The 13,274-nt window shown below is 72.3% G+C and carries 14 protein-coding genes; 3 read left to right on the top strand and 11 right to left on the bottom strand.

Annotation, left to right across the window (positions count from 1 at the left end):
* Position 1 precedes the first annotated feature (1 nt).
* The 5 genes from QM621_RS14235 to QM621_RS14215 form a co-directional block, all read right to left on the bottom strand.
* Complete coding sequence (locus QM621_RS14235; protein WP_414991046.1) at positions 2-1,648, bottom strand: uroporphyrinogen-III synthase; 1,647 nt, start codon at positions 1,646-1,648, stop codon at positions 2-4.
* 58 nt (positions 1,649-1,706) lie between these two features.
* Positions 1,707-2,633 carry a hydroxymethylbilane synthase gene (gene hemC, locus QM621_RS14230; RefSeq protein WP_414991045.1) on the bottom strand — a complete coding sequence of 309 codons (927 nt, stop codon included), beginning with the start codon at positions 2,631-2,633 and terminating at the stop codon, positions 1,707-1,709.
* Positions 2,630-3,919, bottom strand: coding sequence for a glutamyl-tRNA reductase (locus QM621_RS14225; protein ID WP_414991044.1), 1,290 nt, complete (start codon positions 3,917-3,919; stop codon positions 2,630-2,632). The genes hemC and QM621_RS14225 overlap by 4 nt, the downstream gene beginning before the upstream one ends.
* Before the next feature lie 381 nt (positions 3,920-4,300).
* Positions 4,301-4,561 (bottom strand): glutaredoxin family protein, encoded by a 261-nt coding sequence (locus QM621_RS14220; RefSeq protein WP_414991043.1) that lies wholly within the window; start codon positions 4,559-4,561, stop codon positions 4,301-4,303.
* A complete protein-coding gene (locus QM621_RS14215; RefSeq protein ID WP_414991042.1) occupies positions 4,558-6,117 on the bottom strand; it encodes a class I adenylate-forming enzyme family protein in 1,560 nt (519 codons plus the stop codon). The genes QM621_RS14220 and QM621_RS14215 overlap by 4 nt, the downstream gene beginning before the upstream one ends.
* 58 nt (positions 6,118-6,175) lie before the next feature.
* Between QM621_RS14215 and QM621_RS14210 the strand changes: the two genes are divergently transcribed.
* From QM621_RS14210 to QM621_RS14200, 3 genes are all read left to right on the top strand, one after another.
* On the top strand, positions 6,176-7,072 hold the full coding sequence (locus QM621_RS14210; RefSeq protein WP_414991041.1) for an HAD family hydrolase: 897 nt from the start codon (positions 6,176-6,178) through the stop codon (positions 7,070-7,072).
* Positions 7,073-7,149: 77 nt separating this feature from the next.
* On the top strand, positions 7,150-7,848 hold the full coding sequence (locus QM621_RS14205) for a sigma-70 family RNA polymerase sigma factor (protein ID WP_414991040.1): 699 nt from the start codon (positions 7,150-7,152) through the stop codon (positions 7,846-7,848).
* A 100-nt stretch (positions 7,849-7,948) separates the two neighbouring features.
* A complete protein-coding gene (locus tag QM621_RS14200) occupies positions 7,949-8,941 on the top strand; it encodes a DUF5667 domain-containing protein (RefSeq protein WP_414991039.1) in 993 nt (330 codons plus the stop codon).
* 69 nt (positions 8,942-9,010) lie between these two features.
* On the opposite strand, the gene QM621_RS14195 is transcribed toward QM621_RS14200, so the two are convergent.
* The 6 genes from QM621_RS14195 to QM621_RS14170 all read right to left on the bottom strand — a co-directional run bounded on the left by QM621_RS14195 (position 9,011) and on the right by QM621_RS14170 (position 13,222).
* On the bottom strand, positions 9,011-10,282 hold the full coding sequence (locus QM621_RS14195) for a lysophospholipid acyltransferase family protein (RefSeq protein ID WP_414991038.1): 1,272 nt from the start codon (positions 10,280-10,282) through the stop codon (positions 9,011-9,013).
* Positions 10,279-11,253: an NAD-dependent epimerase/dehydratase family protein gene (locus QM621_RS14190; RefSeq protein ID WP_414991037.1), complete on the bottom strand. Its 975-nt coding sequence runs from the start codon at positions 11,251-11,253 to the stop codon at positions 10,279-10,281. Before QM621_RS14190 ends, QM621_RS14195 begins: the two co-directional genes overlap by 4 nt.
* Positions 11,254-11,266: 13 nt before the next feature.
* Positions 11,267-11,368 (bottom strand): 30S ribosomal protein bS22, encoded by a 102-nt coding sequence (locus QM621_RS14185; RefSeq protein ID WP_019143756.1) that lies wholly within the window; start codon positions 11,366-11,368, stop codon positions 11,267-11,269.
* 87 nt (positions 11,369-11,455) lie between these two features.
* A complete protein-coding gene (locus tag QM621_RS14180) occupies positions 11,456-11,641 on the bottom strand; it encodes a helix-turn-helix domain-containing protein (protein WP_414991036.1) in 186 nt (61 codons plus the stop codon).
* A 122-nt stretch (positions 11,642-11,763) separates the two neighbouring features.
* Positions 11,764-12,945: an acetoin utilization protein AcuC gene (locus tag QM621_RS14175; protein WP_414991035.1), complete on the bottom strand. Its 1,182-nt coding sequence runs from the start codon at positions 12,943-12,945 to the stop codon at positions 11,764-11,766.
* A 25-nt stretch (positions 12,946-12,970) separates the two neighbouring features.
* Positions 12,971-13,222 carry a pyrroline-5-carboxylate reductase family protein gene (locus tag QM621_RS14170; RefSeq protein WP_414991095.1) on the bottom strand — a complete coding sequence of 84 codons (252 nt, stop codon included), beginning with the start codon at positions 13,220-13,222 and terminating at the stop codon, positions 12,971-12,973.
* Between the last annotated feature and the right edge of the window lie 52 nt (positions 13,223-13,274).

Raw genomic sequence — 13,274 nt, 5'->3', positions numbered from 1 at the left:
ATCAGCTCTTACGACGCGAGGTCTTCGTGCGCTGCGACGGCCGGGTCACCGGCTCGCCCGCCTCGATCATCGCCACCCGACGCTCCGCGCCGAAGGCCGCCAAGGCGTCGGCGAGCACCTCGACCGACGGCGTCTCGGCCTGCACGTCGACCCGCAGGCCGTGCTCCTCGGCGGTCTTGGCCGTGGCCGGGCCGATGCAGGCGATGACCGTCGACGGGTGCGGCTTGCCGGCGATGCCGACGAGGTTGCGCACCGTCGAACTCGACGTGAACAGGACGGCGTCGAACTTGCCCGACTTGATCGCGTCGCGCGTGGGCGCGGGCGGCGGGGCCGCCCGGACGGTGCGGTAGGCCGTGACGTCGTCGACCTCCCAGCCGAGTTCGATCAGGCCCGCGACCAGCGTCTCGGTCGCGATGTCGGCGCGCGGCAGGAAGACCCGGTTGATCGGGTCGAGCGTCTCGTCGTAGGGCGGCCAGTCCTCGACCAGTCCGCGGGCGCTCTGCTCGCCGGACGGCACGAGGTCGGGCTTGATGCCCCAGGTGCCGACGGCCTCGGCGGTCTTCTCGCCGACGGCGGCGATCTTCAGACCGGAGAACGCGCGGGCGTCGAGGCCGTACTCCTCGAACTTCTCCCGGACGGCCTTGACGGCGTTGACGCTGGTGAAGGCGACCCACTCGTAGCGGCCCTCGACGAGGCCGCGGACGGCCTTGTCCATCTGCTGCGGGTTGCGCGGCGGCTCGACCGAGATGGTCGGCACCTCCTCGGAGACCGCGCCGTAGCCGCGCAGACGGGCGGCCAGGCCCGCCGACTGCTCCTTGGTGCGCGGCACGAGGATGCGCCAGCCGTACAGCGGCTTGGTCTCGAACCACGACAGCGCCTCGCGCATCTGCACGACCTCGCCGACGACGGTGATCGCCGGGGCGCTCATGCCCGCGACGGCGGCGTCGGCGGCGATGTCGGCGAGCGTCGAGACGACGGTCGACTGCTCGGTGGTGGTGCCGACGCGGGTCATCGCGACCGGGGTCTTGGGCGAGCGGCCGGCGGCGATCAGGCCCTCGGCGGCCTCGCCGATGCGCGCGACGGCCGACAACAGCACGAGGGTGTCGTCGCCGCCGAGCTCGGCCCAGACGACGTTGGCGTCGCCGACGCTGACCACCCGGAACTCGCGGTGCTGACGGTTGGTCAGCGGCACGCCCGCGTAGGCCGGGACGGCCTGCACCGAGGAGATGCCCGGCACGATCTCGAACTCGATGCCGGCCTTCGCGCAGGCGGCGGCCTCCTCGGGGCCGGTGGCGTAGGTGAAGGGGTCGCCGCTGATGAGCCGCACGACGTGGGCGCCGGTCTTGGCGTGGCGCACGACGAGGCGGCCGCGCTGCGCGTGGGTGAGCGGCTCGCCTTTGTCGTCACGGCCGCCGTCGACGACCTCGGCCTCGGTGGTCACCAAGGAGGCCTGCTCGGGCAGCTCGGTGATGACGACGTCGGCCTGGGCCAGCAGCTCGGCCGCGCGGACGGTCAGCAGGCGGGCGTCGCCCGGACCGGCGCCGACGAAGCTGACGCGACCGAGTGGCTTGCTCGGCTTGGTCGCCTTCTTGGCGGGGGGCGCCTGCTCGGTCACGGGGGCCTCCGGCGTCGCGGTGGTGGTGGTCACGTTTTCTTTCCTCACTGGGCAGAACGGGTCTGCGTTGGGGGTGTCGGGTCGGCGCCGATCAGACCGCTGGGGACATGATCTGGTCGGCTCCCTCGGACAACATCTCGGTGGCGAGCTGTCGGCCGAGCGCGGCGGCGTCGCTGGGGACGCCGGTCGCGGACAGGCGGATGGACGGGTTTCCTGCGGGATCGGCCACGACGGCGCGCAGCCAGAGCTCAGGGTGCTCCTCGCCCTCGACCACCTCGGCGAGCGCGCCGACCGGGGCCGTGCACCCCGCCTCCAAGGCAGCCAGGAGCGCCCGCTCGGCGGTGACCGCCGCGCGGGTGTCGGCGTGGTCGAGGCCGCGCAGCAGCTCGATCAGCGCCGTGTCGTCGGAGCGGCACTCGACCGCGAGGGCGCCTTGGCCCGGCGCGGGCAGCACCTGCAGCGGGTCGAGCACCTCGGTGGCGACGTCGGCCCGGCCCAGTCGGGCGAGTCCGGCGCGGGCCAGCACCACGGCGTCGACCTCGCCGGCGTCGACCTTGCCGAGGCGGGTGTCGACATTGCCGCGGATCGGGACGACCTGGACGCCGAGGCCGAGCGCGTTGAGCTGCGCTGCGCGGCGCGGCGAGCCGGTGCCGACGCGGGCGCCGACGGGCAGCTCGCCGAGGGTGAGACCGTCGCGGGCGACGAGCACGTCGCGGGGGTCCTCGCGCGGAGGGATCGCGGCGACCACGAGGCCCGGGTCCTCGGCGGTCGGCAGGTCTTTGAGCGAGTGGACGGCCAGGTCGATCTGTCCGTCGATCAACGCCTCGCGCAATGCCGCGACGAACACGCCGGTGCCGCCGATCTGGTCGAGCGGCGCCGAGGAGCGGTCGCCCTGGGTGCTGACGGTGACGAGCTCGACCTCGCGGCCGGTCAGCGCGCGCAGGGCGTCGGCCACGTGGCCGGACTGGGTGCGGGCGAGCTGGCTGCCCCGGGTTCCGAGGCGCAGCGGAGTGGTCATGAGGCCTCCCCGACGCGGGAGACGGCCTCGACGGTGGAGGCGTCGAGGGCGAACAGGTCGGACAGCGCCTCGGCGTAGGTCAGGCCGGACGGCCCGTTGACGAGCTGCTGGACGCGCACGGTCGGCTGGTGCAGCAGCTTGTCGGAGACGCGTTTGAGCGCGTGGCGCACCTCGGCGCGCTGGTCGTCGGTCAGGTCGCCGAGGCGCGACTCCAGGCGCGCGGACTCGGCCTGGACGATCTCGGTGGCCATGGAACGCAATGCGACGACGGTCGGGGTGACGCGGGCGGCGGCCTTGGCCGACAGGAAGCTCTGCACCTCGGAGTCGACGATCTGGCGCACCTGCTCGACGTCGGCGACGACCTCGGAGTCGGCGGCGCGCTCGGCGAGCACCTTCATGTCGACGTGGCGCACGTGCGGCAGCTCGACGACGTCGGCGGCGATGTCACGGGGCAGGGCGAGGTCGACCAAGGTGATCGGACGGCCGCCCTCGGTGGCGCGGGCGACCCGCTCGCGGTCGAAGACGACGCCCGCCGCGCCGGTGCAGCTGATGAGCACGTCGGCGGCCGACAGCTCGACGTCGAGCGCCTGCCAGCGCACAGCGCCCACGCCGAAGGTCGCGACGAGCTCGTAGGCCCGCTGATAGGTGCGGTTGGCGACCATGATGCGCGCGGGCTTGACGCCTCGCTCGACCAAGGTGCGGACGGCGAGGCTCGCCATCGTCCCGGCGCCCGCGACGAGGTAGCGGGTGTCAGCGTCGCCCTCGCCCGCGGCGTCGAGGGCCGCAGTGACGACCGACGGCGCGAGCCGGTCGATGCCGGTCTCGGCGTGGCCGCGCTTGCCGACGCGCAGAGCCTGCTGGAACAGGGCGTTGAGCGCCGGGCCGACGGTGGACTCGGCCTGCGCCGACTGCAGCGACTGGCGGACCTGGCCGAGGATCTGGCTCTCGCCGAGGATCATCGAGTCCATGCCGGAGGCGACGCCGAACAGGTGCGCGACGGCGGCGTCGTCGTAATGGACGTAGAGGTGGTTGACCAGGTCGTCGCGGCCCACTCCGGCGTGCTCGGCGAAGAGCCGGGTCAGCTCCTCGATGGCGCCGTGGAAGCGCTCGGCCTCGACGTACACCTCGACGCGGTTGCAGGTCGAGATGACGACGGACTCGCTGATGTGCGGGGACTCCAACACCTGCAGCGACAGCTTCACGCCGTCGTCGGTGTCGAGGGAGGCACGCTCCAGCACCTCGATGGGTGCCGTGCGGTGCGACATACCCACCACAAGGACGCTCACGCCATCACTCCGTCCAGGCAACGCCGTGCCCGAGGGGCGACACAGGCCAGAATCGTCACAGTGCTCCTGCGCCGGGTGACCTCAGGATTTCCCTGTCGGGACAGGTCCCAGGCGCTCGGACAGTCTATGAGCGCCGGTGGTTGTTCACCAAATCGTCACATGAAACGTGACCTGTCTCACGTGGCGACCAATTCGAGGGCGGAGGTAGCTCAGTGACCTCACGCCCCCTTTGAAAGGTTCCTAGTCCACCTCCCAACACGCGGAAAGGTTGCTGACGTACCTCCCCCGCTCTGGTCAACAGCCCCGTCACCCGGGCCAGGACACGACGGAACGACGCCGGGCTCGCATGGCCCCGACGCGCGTCAGGCGAGCGAGAAAAACTCAGGCGCCCAGCGCGGCGCGCAGCCTCGCCGGGTCGACCCGCCAGAAGTCGTGCTGGCGGCCGTCGACGAAGGTCACCGGGACCTCGTCGGTGTAGCGGGCCTTCAGCTCGGGGTCGGCGTCGACGTCGACCGTCGTCCAGGTGTCGCCGGTCTCGGCCGCCACCGCCGCGACCGTCTGCTCGGCGACCTCGCACAGGTGGCAGCCCTGACGGGTCAGCACGACGACCCGCGCCCGGCCCGCCGCCTCCGGAACCCTCATCGCAGGCCGAGCGCCGCGCCGCGGGCGAGCGAGCGCAACCGCCCTTTGGCGACCTTGCCCGTCGCCGAGTAGGGCAGTCCGTCGACGATCTCCACGACGGTCGGCTGCTTGAACCGCGCGAGCCGCTCGGCACACGCCGCCGTGATCGCCTCACGCACCTGGGCGTCGTCGGCGTCGGCCGCAGTGACCACGAAGGCCACGACCTGTTCGCCGGTCTCCTCGTGCGGCAGGCCGACGACGGCGACCTGCGCCACGCCCTCGACGTCGCCGACGACGTCCTCGACCTCGCTGGGGTAGACGTTGAAGCCCGAGACGATCACCAGCTCGCGCAGCCGGTCCACCAGGGTCAGCTCGCCGTCGTCGTCGAGGAAGCCGACGTCGCCGGTGCGGTACCAGCCGTCGGCGTCCGGGCCGCCGGCGCCGTCGGGCCAGTAGCCGGTGAGCAGGTTGTCGCCGCGCACCCACACTTCGGCCGGATCGCCGGGAGCGGCCTCCTGCCCCCCGGACGGCTCCACGATCCGCACCTCGACGCCGGGCAGCAGGCGGCCCACCGAATAGGGCTTCGGACCGCCGCCCTCGGCGCGGGTGGCGCCGACCGTCACTGCGATGACCGGGGCGGCCTCGGTGAGCCCGTAGCCCTGCTCGATGGCGTGGCCCGACGACGCCCGGAAGTCCTCGGCGAGGTCGGGGTCGAGGGCCGACGCGCCGGAGACGATCAGCCGCACCCCGGCGAGCTTCTCGCGCAAGTCCTCCCGTGAGGACCACGCGGCCACGACCGGCGGCGCGACCGGCACGTTGGTGACCTTCTCGGCGACGATCAGGTCGAGCAGACCGCCCGGGTCGAAGCCGTCGACCAGCACGAGCGGCGTGCCTTGGAAGACCGCCTGGCCCAGCACGCAGTTGAGCCCGTAGACGTGGAACATCGGCAGCAGGCCCAGGCTCACGTCGCCCGACTCGACGACGCCCGCCTCGGCGACCTGCGCGATATTGGCCAGCAGCGCCCGGTGCGAGAGCATGACGCCGCGCGGCGTGCCGCTGGCGCCGGAGGTGTAGAGGAGCACCGCGAGCGCCTCGGGGTCGGCCGGGGCGGCGGGCGCGGCGTCGACAGCGGCGTCGAGGAAGTCGGCGAAGGCGATCTCCCCCTCGACCGGCTCCGGGCCGCTGACGACGACGGACAGCTGCGGCAGCTCGGCGGCGGCCGCGCGCACCGCGTCGACGGCGGCCTCGTCGGCCAGCACCAGGCGCGCCTCGGAGTCGGCGAGCATGCGGCCGATCTCGGACCGGGTGGCCCTCGGGTTGACCGGCATCGCGACCATGCCGCCGCGCAGCACCGCGAAGTAGGCGATGACCAGGTCGACCCCGTTGGCCATGACCAGTCCCACCCGGTGACCTGCGCGCAAGCCCCGGGCGCTCAGGCTGCGGGCGACCGCGTCGGCGGCCCGGTCCAGCTCGGCCCAGGTGAGCGCGCGACGCTCGCCGCGCACCTCGATCAGCGCCGCGCCGTCGGGGTCGCGGCGCGCGGCGACGCCGAGGATCTCGCTGACGTTCACTGGCATAAACGCCACTCTTCCATATCCGGGCGCCAGCCGTCCCCCGGAGCGGTAGCCTCATGGCATGAGTCGCCCCCCGCACTCCCCCCAGCCGGTCTCGCCCGCCGACCGCCGCCCCAATCTGAAGTCCCGCTCGGTGCTCGCCGGACAGGCGGCGGCCGCTGCGGCCGAGGTCGAGGTGGCGCTGGCCCCCGACCTCGACCCCACGGCCGCGGCCTTCTTCGACGTCGACAACACGATCATGCAGGGGGCGTCGATCTTCCACCTCGCGCGCGGGCTCTACCAGCGCGACTTCTTCTCGGCCGGCGACCTCGCCAGCGCGATCTGGCAGCAGGCGTACTTCCGGATCTCCGGCGTCGAGGACCCCGAGCACATCGCCAAGGCCCGTGCCTCGGCCCTGTCGTTCATCGAGGGGCACTCGGTGGCCGAGCTGGAGCAGATCAGCGAGGAGGTCTTCGACGAGCACATGGCGCACAAGATCTGGCCCGGCACCCGCGCGATGGCGCAGACCCACCTCGACCGGGGCGAGCGCGTCTGGCTCGTCACCGCCGCGCCGGTGGAGATCGCCCGCGTCCTGGCCCGCCGCCTCGGCCTCACCGGAGCGCTCGGCACCGTCGCCGAACAGGCCGACGGCGTCTACACCGGCCGCCTCGTCGGCGAGATGCTGCACGGCGAGGGCAAGGCCGTGGCCGTGCGCGCCATCGCCGAGCGGGAAGGCCTCGACCTCGCCCGCTGCTCGGCCTACTCCGACTCCAGCAACGACCTGCCGATGCTCTCGCTCGTCGGCCATCCCTGCGCGGTCAACCCCGACACGACGCTGCGCGCACACGCCAAGGCGAACGGCTGGGAGATCCGCGACTACCGCACCGGACGTCGCGTCGCCGTGGCCGGCGTGAGGACTGCGGCGGCCGCCGGGGCCGCGGCCGCCGCCTGGCAGATCGCCCGTCGCCTGCGCCGTTGAGGCCTTCCCCTCGTGCCTGCGCGCGTTGGCGCATTGGACCGACGACGGTTTAGACTGCGAGGGATCTGGGAGGGATCATGAGGGAGTTGGCGGGCGTCTCACGTCAGACGCCGACGGCAGGCGAGGCTCGTCGCGACGAGCCCGCCCTCGGGGTTCCTGCGGTCCCCGTCGACTCCGCCCCCGTCGCGACGGGTTCGACCGCGGCCGAGCCCGAGCGCGACGACCCCGAGGCGGCACGGCTGCACGCCCTGGTCGACCTGGCCGTGCACGGCGACTCCGAGGCTTTCGGCCAGCTCTACGACCACTACGTCACCGGCGTCTACCGCTTCATCTACTACCGGGTCGGCTCCACCCAGCTCGCCGAGGACCTCACCAGCGAGACCTTCGTGCGCGGCCTGCGCGCGATCAACCGTTTCAGCTGGCAGGGCAAGGACTTCGGCGCCTGGCTGACCACCATCGCGCGCAATCTCATCACCGACCACTTCAAGTCGAGCCGCTCCCGCCTGGAGATCGTCTCCGACGCCGTCCCGGAGGGCAAGGCGAGTCCGCCGACACCGGAGGACGAGGTGCTGGTCCTCGCCACCAACGAACTTCTGCGCGCGGCCGTCGACGAGCTTCCCCCCGAGCAGCGCGACTGTGTGCTCATGCGCTTCATGCAGGGCCTCACCATCGCGCAGACTGCGGCGGCCCTCGGCCGCAGCGAAGGAGCGGTCAAACAACTCCAGCTGCGGGCCGTCCGCCGTCTGGCCAAGAACGTCCCACGAGATCTGCGATGAGGCCGCCCGAAGAGAAGTGCGCCACGTCGCATAACCCCACCCCCTGTGACGTCGTTCGACAGATGGAACACCTTTCGCGAACGAGGCGGGAACGATGACGATGAGCGGACGCCGAGCCGACGCCTTCGATCAGGCGTTGCTCCACGGCGTGGACGACCGGGCTCTGCACGAGTTGATCGCCCAGGTGGAGGCGATGCGGGACTCTGCGGCGACTGTCGCGCCGAGCGCTGACTTCCGCTCGTCGCTGCGCGCCCGGCTGCTCGCCGAAGCTCCGGCGGCGCTCGCCCGCCCCGCGACGCCCCGCACCCCGCGCCAGGTCGTCGGTCAGCGCGGCCTGCGGCGGCGACTGGTCGGCGTCACCGCCGCTGCGGTGGTCTCCGTCGGCGGCGTCGGCGTGGTCGCCTCCAGCGCGCACGCCGTGCCCGGCGACCTCCTCTACGGCGTGAAGCGCGGCGTGGAGCACCTCGAACTGTCGATGCAGCGTTCCGATGCCGCTCGGGGCGACTTTCAGCTGGCGCAGGCGCAGGAGCGTCTCGCCGAAGCCCAGTACCTGGTCGGCCAGGGCGCGGAGGAACAGTTGGCCGACACCCTCGACGACTTCCGTGAGCAGGCTGTCGCGGGCAGTCGGCACCTGTTCGACGCCGCGCACGCGTCCCGGTCACCTGAGCCGGTGCGCACTGTCAGCGACTTCGCGAGCGAGTCGGCCGAAGTCGTGTCCCGGATCTCCGAGGCGTCCCCCGGCCCCTCGGTCGCGCTCGCCATGCAGACGATCCGGGAGATCGCCGGACAGGCCGACGCGCTCTGCGTCGAGTGCCCGCCGCTCCGGCTGCCCGCCGCGTCACCCGCGACGGCTGCTCCCGCCACGCCGACGGCGACCCCCGAGTCGTCGCAGGTCTCGACGGAGGACGCGGACGCCACGAGCCCGGCGAGCCCGCCTCCCTCGGTGCCCTCGTCACCGACTTCCCACCCCTCGACGCCGCCCGTCGTCCCCCCGACGAGCGACCTGCCGACGGACGTCCCCGTGCAGATCCCCCTCGTCTCTCCGCTGGTCGACGGGCTGCTCAGCGGCACGGGCCTGCTCGGCCTCAACTGAGCGGGCCTCTGCCGAACGTGCCGCTGCGCACCAGCATCTGCCGTCTCTCCCGCAGAGGAGGACGGACCGTCAGAAGAAGGCGCTGCCCCGGTCGACCAGCAGCCGGTAGAGCGTCTGCTGGATCGTCTCTCGCACCTGGTCGGTGACGTTGAACAACAGCATCGGGTCGTCGGCGGCGTCCGGCTCGTAGGCATCGGTGCGGATCGGCTCGCCGAACTCGATGATCCACTTGCTCGGCAGCGGAATGAGGCCCAGCGGGCCGAGCAGCGGGAAGAACGGCGTGATCGGCAGGTACGGCACGCCGAGCAGGCGCGCGAGCGACGGCACATTGCCGATGAGCGGGTAGATCTCCTCGGCGCCGACGATCGAGACCGGCACGATCGGCACCTGCGCGCGCATCGCCGAGGAGACGAAGCCGCCCCGGCCGAAGCGCTGCAGCTTGTACCGCTCGGCGTAGGGCTTGCCGATGCCCTTGAAGCCCTCCGGCCAGACGCCGGCCAGCTCGCCGCCGGACAGCAGTCGCTCGGCGTCGTCGGTGCAGGCGAGCGTCGCGCCGACCTTGCGGGCCACCTGCCCGACGAAGGGCAACGAGAAGACGAGGTCGGCGCCGAGAGGGCGCAGGTCGCGGCCGCTGTGCTTCTTGACCGCGTAGCCGGTGATGACCCCGTCGATCGGGACCGTGCCGGAGTGGTTGGCCACGAGCAGTGCGCCGCCGGTGGTCGGGATGTTCTCGACGCCCCGCACCTCCAGCCGGAACCACTTCTCGGCCAGCGGCTCGACCGCTTGGGCGAGGACCTCGGTGATCTGCGGGTCGAAGCCGAACTCGTCGATCTCGTAGTCGCCGCTCAGCCGCTTGCGCAGCGCCGCGAACAGCGTGGCGAGCCGGGTGTCCCACTCCGAGCCGAGCACCCGTTGACTCGCGCCCAGGACGGCGGCCACGATCTCGCCGATGGGGATGCCCGCGGCGGCCGGGGCCGGGCCGGCCGTGCGCGTCTGACGCTGCGCCTCGGCGGCGGCCTCCGCGGCCACGCGGGCGGCATCGTCCTCGGTGACCGCGCGCAGCCGGGTGCCGGTGGCGGTGCTGCGGGCCGAAGCGCTGGGGGTGACCTTCTCCTTGGCGGGAGCGGCCTCGGGTGCCTTCTCAGCCGTCTTCTTGGCAGCCGTCTTGGCCTCGGCGGGCGTCGCCTTCTTCGCCGACGCCTTCTTCGCCGGCGCCTTCTTGACCGGCGCCTTCTTGGCGTCGCCGCCAACGAGCGACCGGGCCGCCGAGGAGGGCGAGGAGCGGCCGTCGCGCGGCTTGGCCGACTTCGCGCCGATGTTCTTGCGGGGATCCTCGCTCATGACCGACCTCCCACGATCGACAGGACGCCCGGGCGGACCGAGGCGCGGAACTGTTCGACGACCTCCTCGGTCGTCTGGCTCAGCTCGAAACCGAAAATGTCACGCAGGGCCGTCGTGTCGACCGCTCGGCCGTAGGTGAGCAGCCGGTGCAGGTCGGGGGTGATGTCCGAGCCGACGGCGCGCAGCACGCGCCGCGCGGCCCCGGCGAAACCGACCGGAGGCAACGGCACGACGGGACGGCCGAGTCGGCGGGCGATCTGCGAGAGCAGCGCCACGCCGTCGCCGGCCACGTTGAAGGTGCCCGGCCGGTCGTGCGCGACGGCCTCGACGAGGACGTCGCGCAGGTCGGGCACGCTGACGAACTGCAGGCGCGGGTCGAAGCCCAGCGCCGCGGGCAGCACCGCGCTGCGGAAGTACTGGCCGATGGGCGAGAAGTGCTCGGCGTCGAGGAAGTGCGCCGCGCGCAGGGTGGTGATGAGGACGTCGGGGCGACGGCGCGCGAAGCCGCGCGTGTACGACTCGACCTCGACGATGTCCTTCGGGAAACCGGTCTTGACGCCGCCGCGGGCGCTGGACGACTCGCGGAACATCGCCGGGTCGCACGGCGAGGAGCCGTAGACCGCCGTCGACGAGCCGAGCACCAGCTTGCGCACCATCGGCGAGCGCTGGCAGGCGGCCAGCAGCTGCATCGTGCCGATGACGTTGAGCTCTTTGCCGCCGCCGTGCCCGCGCATCTGCGGGTGCAGCGACAGGTGGACGACGGTGTCGATGTCCTCGACCGCCATGACCTTGGCGATCACCGGCGTCCGGATGTCGGCCCGGACGAACTTGACGCCGCCGAGGCTGCCCTCGGGCAGCACCGTGTCGACGCCGACGACTCTGGCGACCGTCGGGTCCTCGGCGAGGCTCCGCGCCACGAGCGTCGCGAACGAGTCGGACACTCCGGTGACGAGAACGACCTTCCCGCTCATCGGCGACGCGAGATCACTTGCCGAGGCGACGACGCTGGACGCGCGTGCGCTTGAGCATCTTGCGGTGCTTCTTCTTCGACATGCGCTTGCGTCGCTTCTTGATGACAGAACCCACGGATTTTCCCCAGTCTGACGGAAATGAGATGACGGCTCAGCCTACCGGCCGCACGACGGAAAGGCTCGATGGCCCCGGCGGGCCGGGTCAGCCCGCCTGGTAGAAGGAACGGTTGATGAAGGCGTCGACCGCCTGCTGCGTGACCCGGAAGGAGCGACCGACGCGCACGGCCTCGAGGTCGCCGCTGTGGACGAGACGGTAGACCGTCATCTTCGAGACGCGCATCTGAGCCGCGACTTCGGCAATCGTGAGGAATTCGCCAGCGGACGCCATCTGCGGTCCCCTTTCACTGCTAGGTACGCCTTCCAGACTAACCGCCGGAGGACAACGCGCGGAGAGGCGGGTCCCAAAAGTCCCCTGTGGCACTCTCAGAACACCAGTCACAGGAGCTTGCGTCAGTAACCCGGGTCGACGCCGAAGAACGGCAGGACTTCCTTGCGGGTGGCCTCGATGGAGCGGTCGAGCCAGCTGGCCGGGTCGAAGCCGAACTCCCAGGGGCGGTAGGAGGCGGTGCGGCCGTCGGTCATGCGGGTCGGCGGCGACTCCCCGGTGCGCGAGCGGGCGAGCCGCTGCCAGTCGGCCGGGGTCGGCGCCTCGGGGTCGATCGGACAGTCCGCGACAATGCCGAGCAGATGAGTCCAGGCGCGCGGGACCACGCCGGAGACCGCATAGCCTCCGCCGCCGGTGGCCACCCACTTGCCGTCGCACAGCTCGTCGGCCAGCTCCCGCAGCGCCGTGTAGGAGTGACGTTGTCCGTCGACGCTCAGCATGAGGTTCGTCAGCGGGTCGTCCATATGGGAGTCGCAGCCGTGCTGGGTGACGAGGATCTGCGGCGCGAACTGACGCAGCACCGGCGGGACGACGGCGTGGAAGGCGCGCAGCCAGCCCGCGTCGGAGGTCCCGGGCGGCAGCGGGATGTTCACCGCCGAGCCGGGGGCGCCGCGGCCGCCGGTCTCCGTCCACGCGCCGGTGCCGGGGAACAGCGTCTGCGGCCCCTCGTGGATCGAGACCGTCAGCACCCGGGGGTCGTCGTAGAAGATCGTCTGGACGCCGTCGCCGTGGTGGGCGTCGACGTCGACGTAGGCGACCCGCTCGGCGCCGTGGTCGAGCAGCCACCGGATGGCCAGGGCGACGTCGTTGTAGATGCAGAAGCCGCTGGCTTTGTCGGGCATGGCGTGGTGCAGGCCGCCGGCGACGTTGGCCGCACGGATGGCCTCGCCGGTCCACACCCGTCGGGCCGCCTCGACGCTGGCGCCGGCGATCAGCGCGCTCACCTCGTGCATGCCGGCGAAGATCGGATTCTCCTCGGTGCCGAGGCCGACGGTGGGGTCGGCGTAGACCGGATGCCTGCTGAGGTTCACCACCCGTTCGATGTAGAACGGCGTGTGGACGCCCGTCAGGTCGTCGAGCGAGACCGGCTGGGCGGCCACCTGGTCGAGCCGGTCGAGCACGCCGAGCGACCCGGCGAGCTCCATCGTGAGCTTGACCCGGACCGGAGCCATCGGGTGGGTCGCGCCGAAGTCGTAGGCCGTCACCGCCTCGTCGAAGACGACGCACGGGCGCGGGGTCTCGCTCATCCCCCGAGCGTAAACCCCACTCTCGTCAGCCCGACAGCTCGGCCGACCTGCGGGCCGCCGCGACGATTCCGGCGCGCAGTCCGGCGTCGACCCCGGCCGCGTCGAAGGCGGCGACGGCAGCCGCCGTGGTGCCGTTCGGCGAGGTGACCCGGCGACGCAGCTCGGCGGCCTCGTCGCCGGACTCGTCCAGCAGCGCGGCCGCCCCGACGAGGGTCTGCGTGGCGAGCACGCGGGCGGTGTCGGCGTGGGGGGCGGGCGCGACCCCCCCCCCGCGCAAAAGCGCGACCAACTAGAAAAAGATGGCCGGACCCCGGGCCGAGACGGGGGGG

It is taken from the genome of Aeromicrobium sp. (assembly GCF_047606445.1).
Classification (GTDB): Bacteria; Actinomycetota; Actinomycetes; order Propionibacteriales; family Nocardioidaceae; genus Aeromicrobium.
This window is presented reverse-complemented; position numbering and strand designations above follow the sequence as displayed.

Bases quoted from the DNA above. Each gene is read 5' to 3' on its own strand.
- QM621_RS14220 (WP_414991043.1), bottom strand. From the start codon at position 4,561: ATGAGGGTTCCGGAGGCGGCGGGCCGGGCGCGGGTCGTCGTGCTGACC.
- QM621_RS14215 (WP_414991042.1), bottom strand. From the start codon at position 6,117: ATGCCAGTGAACGTCAGCGAGATCCTCGGCGTCGCCGCGCGCCGCGAC.
- QM621_RS14175 (WP_414991035.1), bottom strand. From the start codon at position 12,945: ATGAGCGAGACCCCGCGCCCGTGCGTCGTCTTCGACGAGGCGGTGACG.
- hemC (WP_414991045.1), bottom strand. From the start codon at position 2,633: ATGACCACTCCGCTGCGCCTCGGAACCCGGGGCAGCCAGCTCGCCCGC.
- QM621_RS14180 (WP_414991036.1), bottom strand. From the start codon at position 11,641: ATGGCGTCCGCTGGCGAATTCCTCACGATTGCCGAAGTCGCGGCTCAG.
- QM621_RS14210 (WP_414991041.1), top strand. From the start codon at position 6,176: ATGAGTCGCCCCCCGCACTCCCCCCAGCCGGTCTCGCCCGCCGACCGC.
- QM621_RS14195 (WP_414991038.1), bottom strand. From the start codon at position 10,282: ATGAGCGAGGATCCCCGCAAGAACATCGGCGCGAAGTCGGCCAAGCCG.
- QM621_RS14190 (WP_414991037.1), bottom strand. From the start codon at position 11,253: ATGAGCGGGAAGGTCGTTCTCGTCACCGGAGTGTCCGACTCGTTCGCG.
- QM621_RS14205 (WP_414991040.1), top strand. From the start codon at position 7,150: ATGAGGGAGTTGGCGGGCGTCTCACGTCAGACGCCGACGGCAGGCGAG.
- QM621_RS14200 (WP_414991039.1), top strand. From the start codon at position 7,949: ATGAGCGGACGCCGAGCCGACGCCTTCGATCAGGCGTTGCTCCACGGC.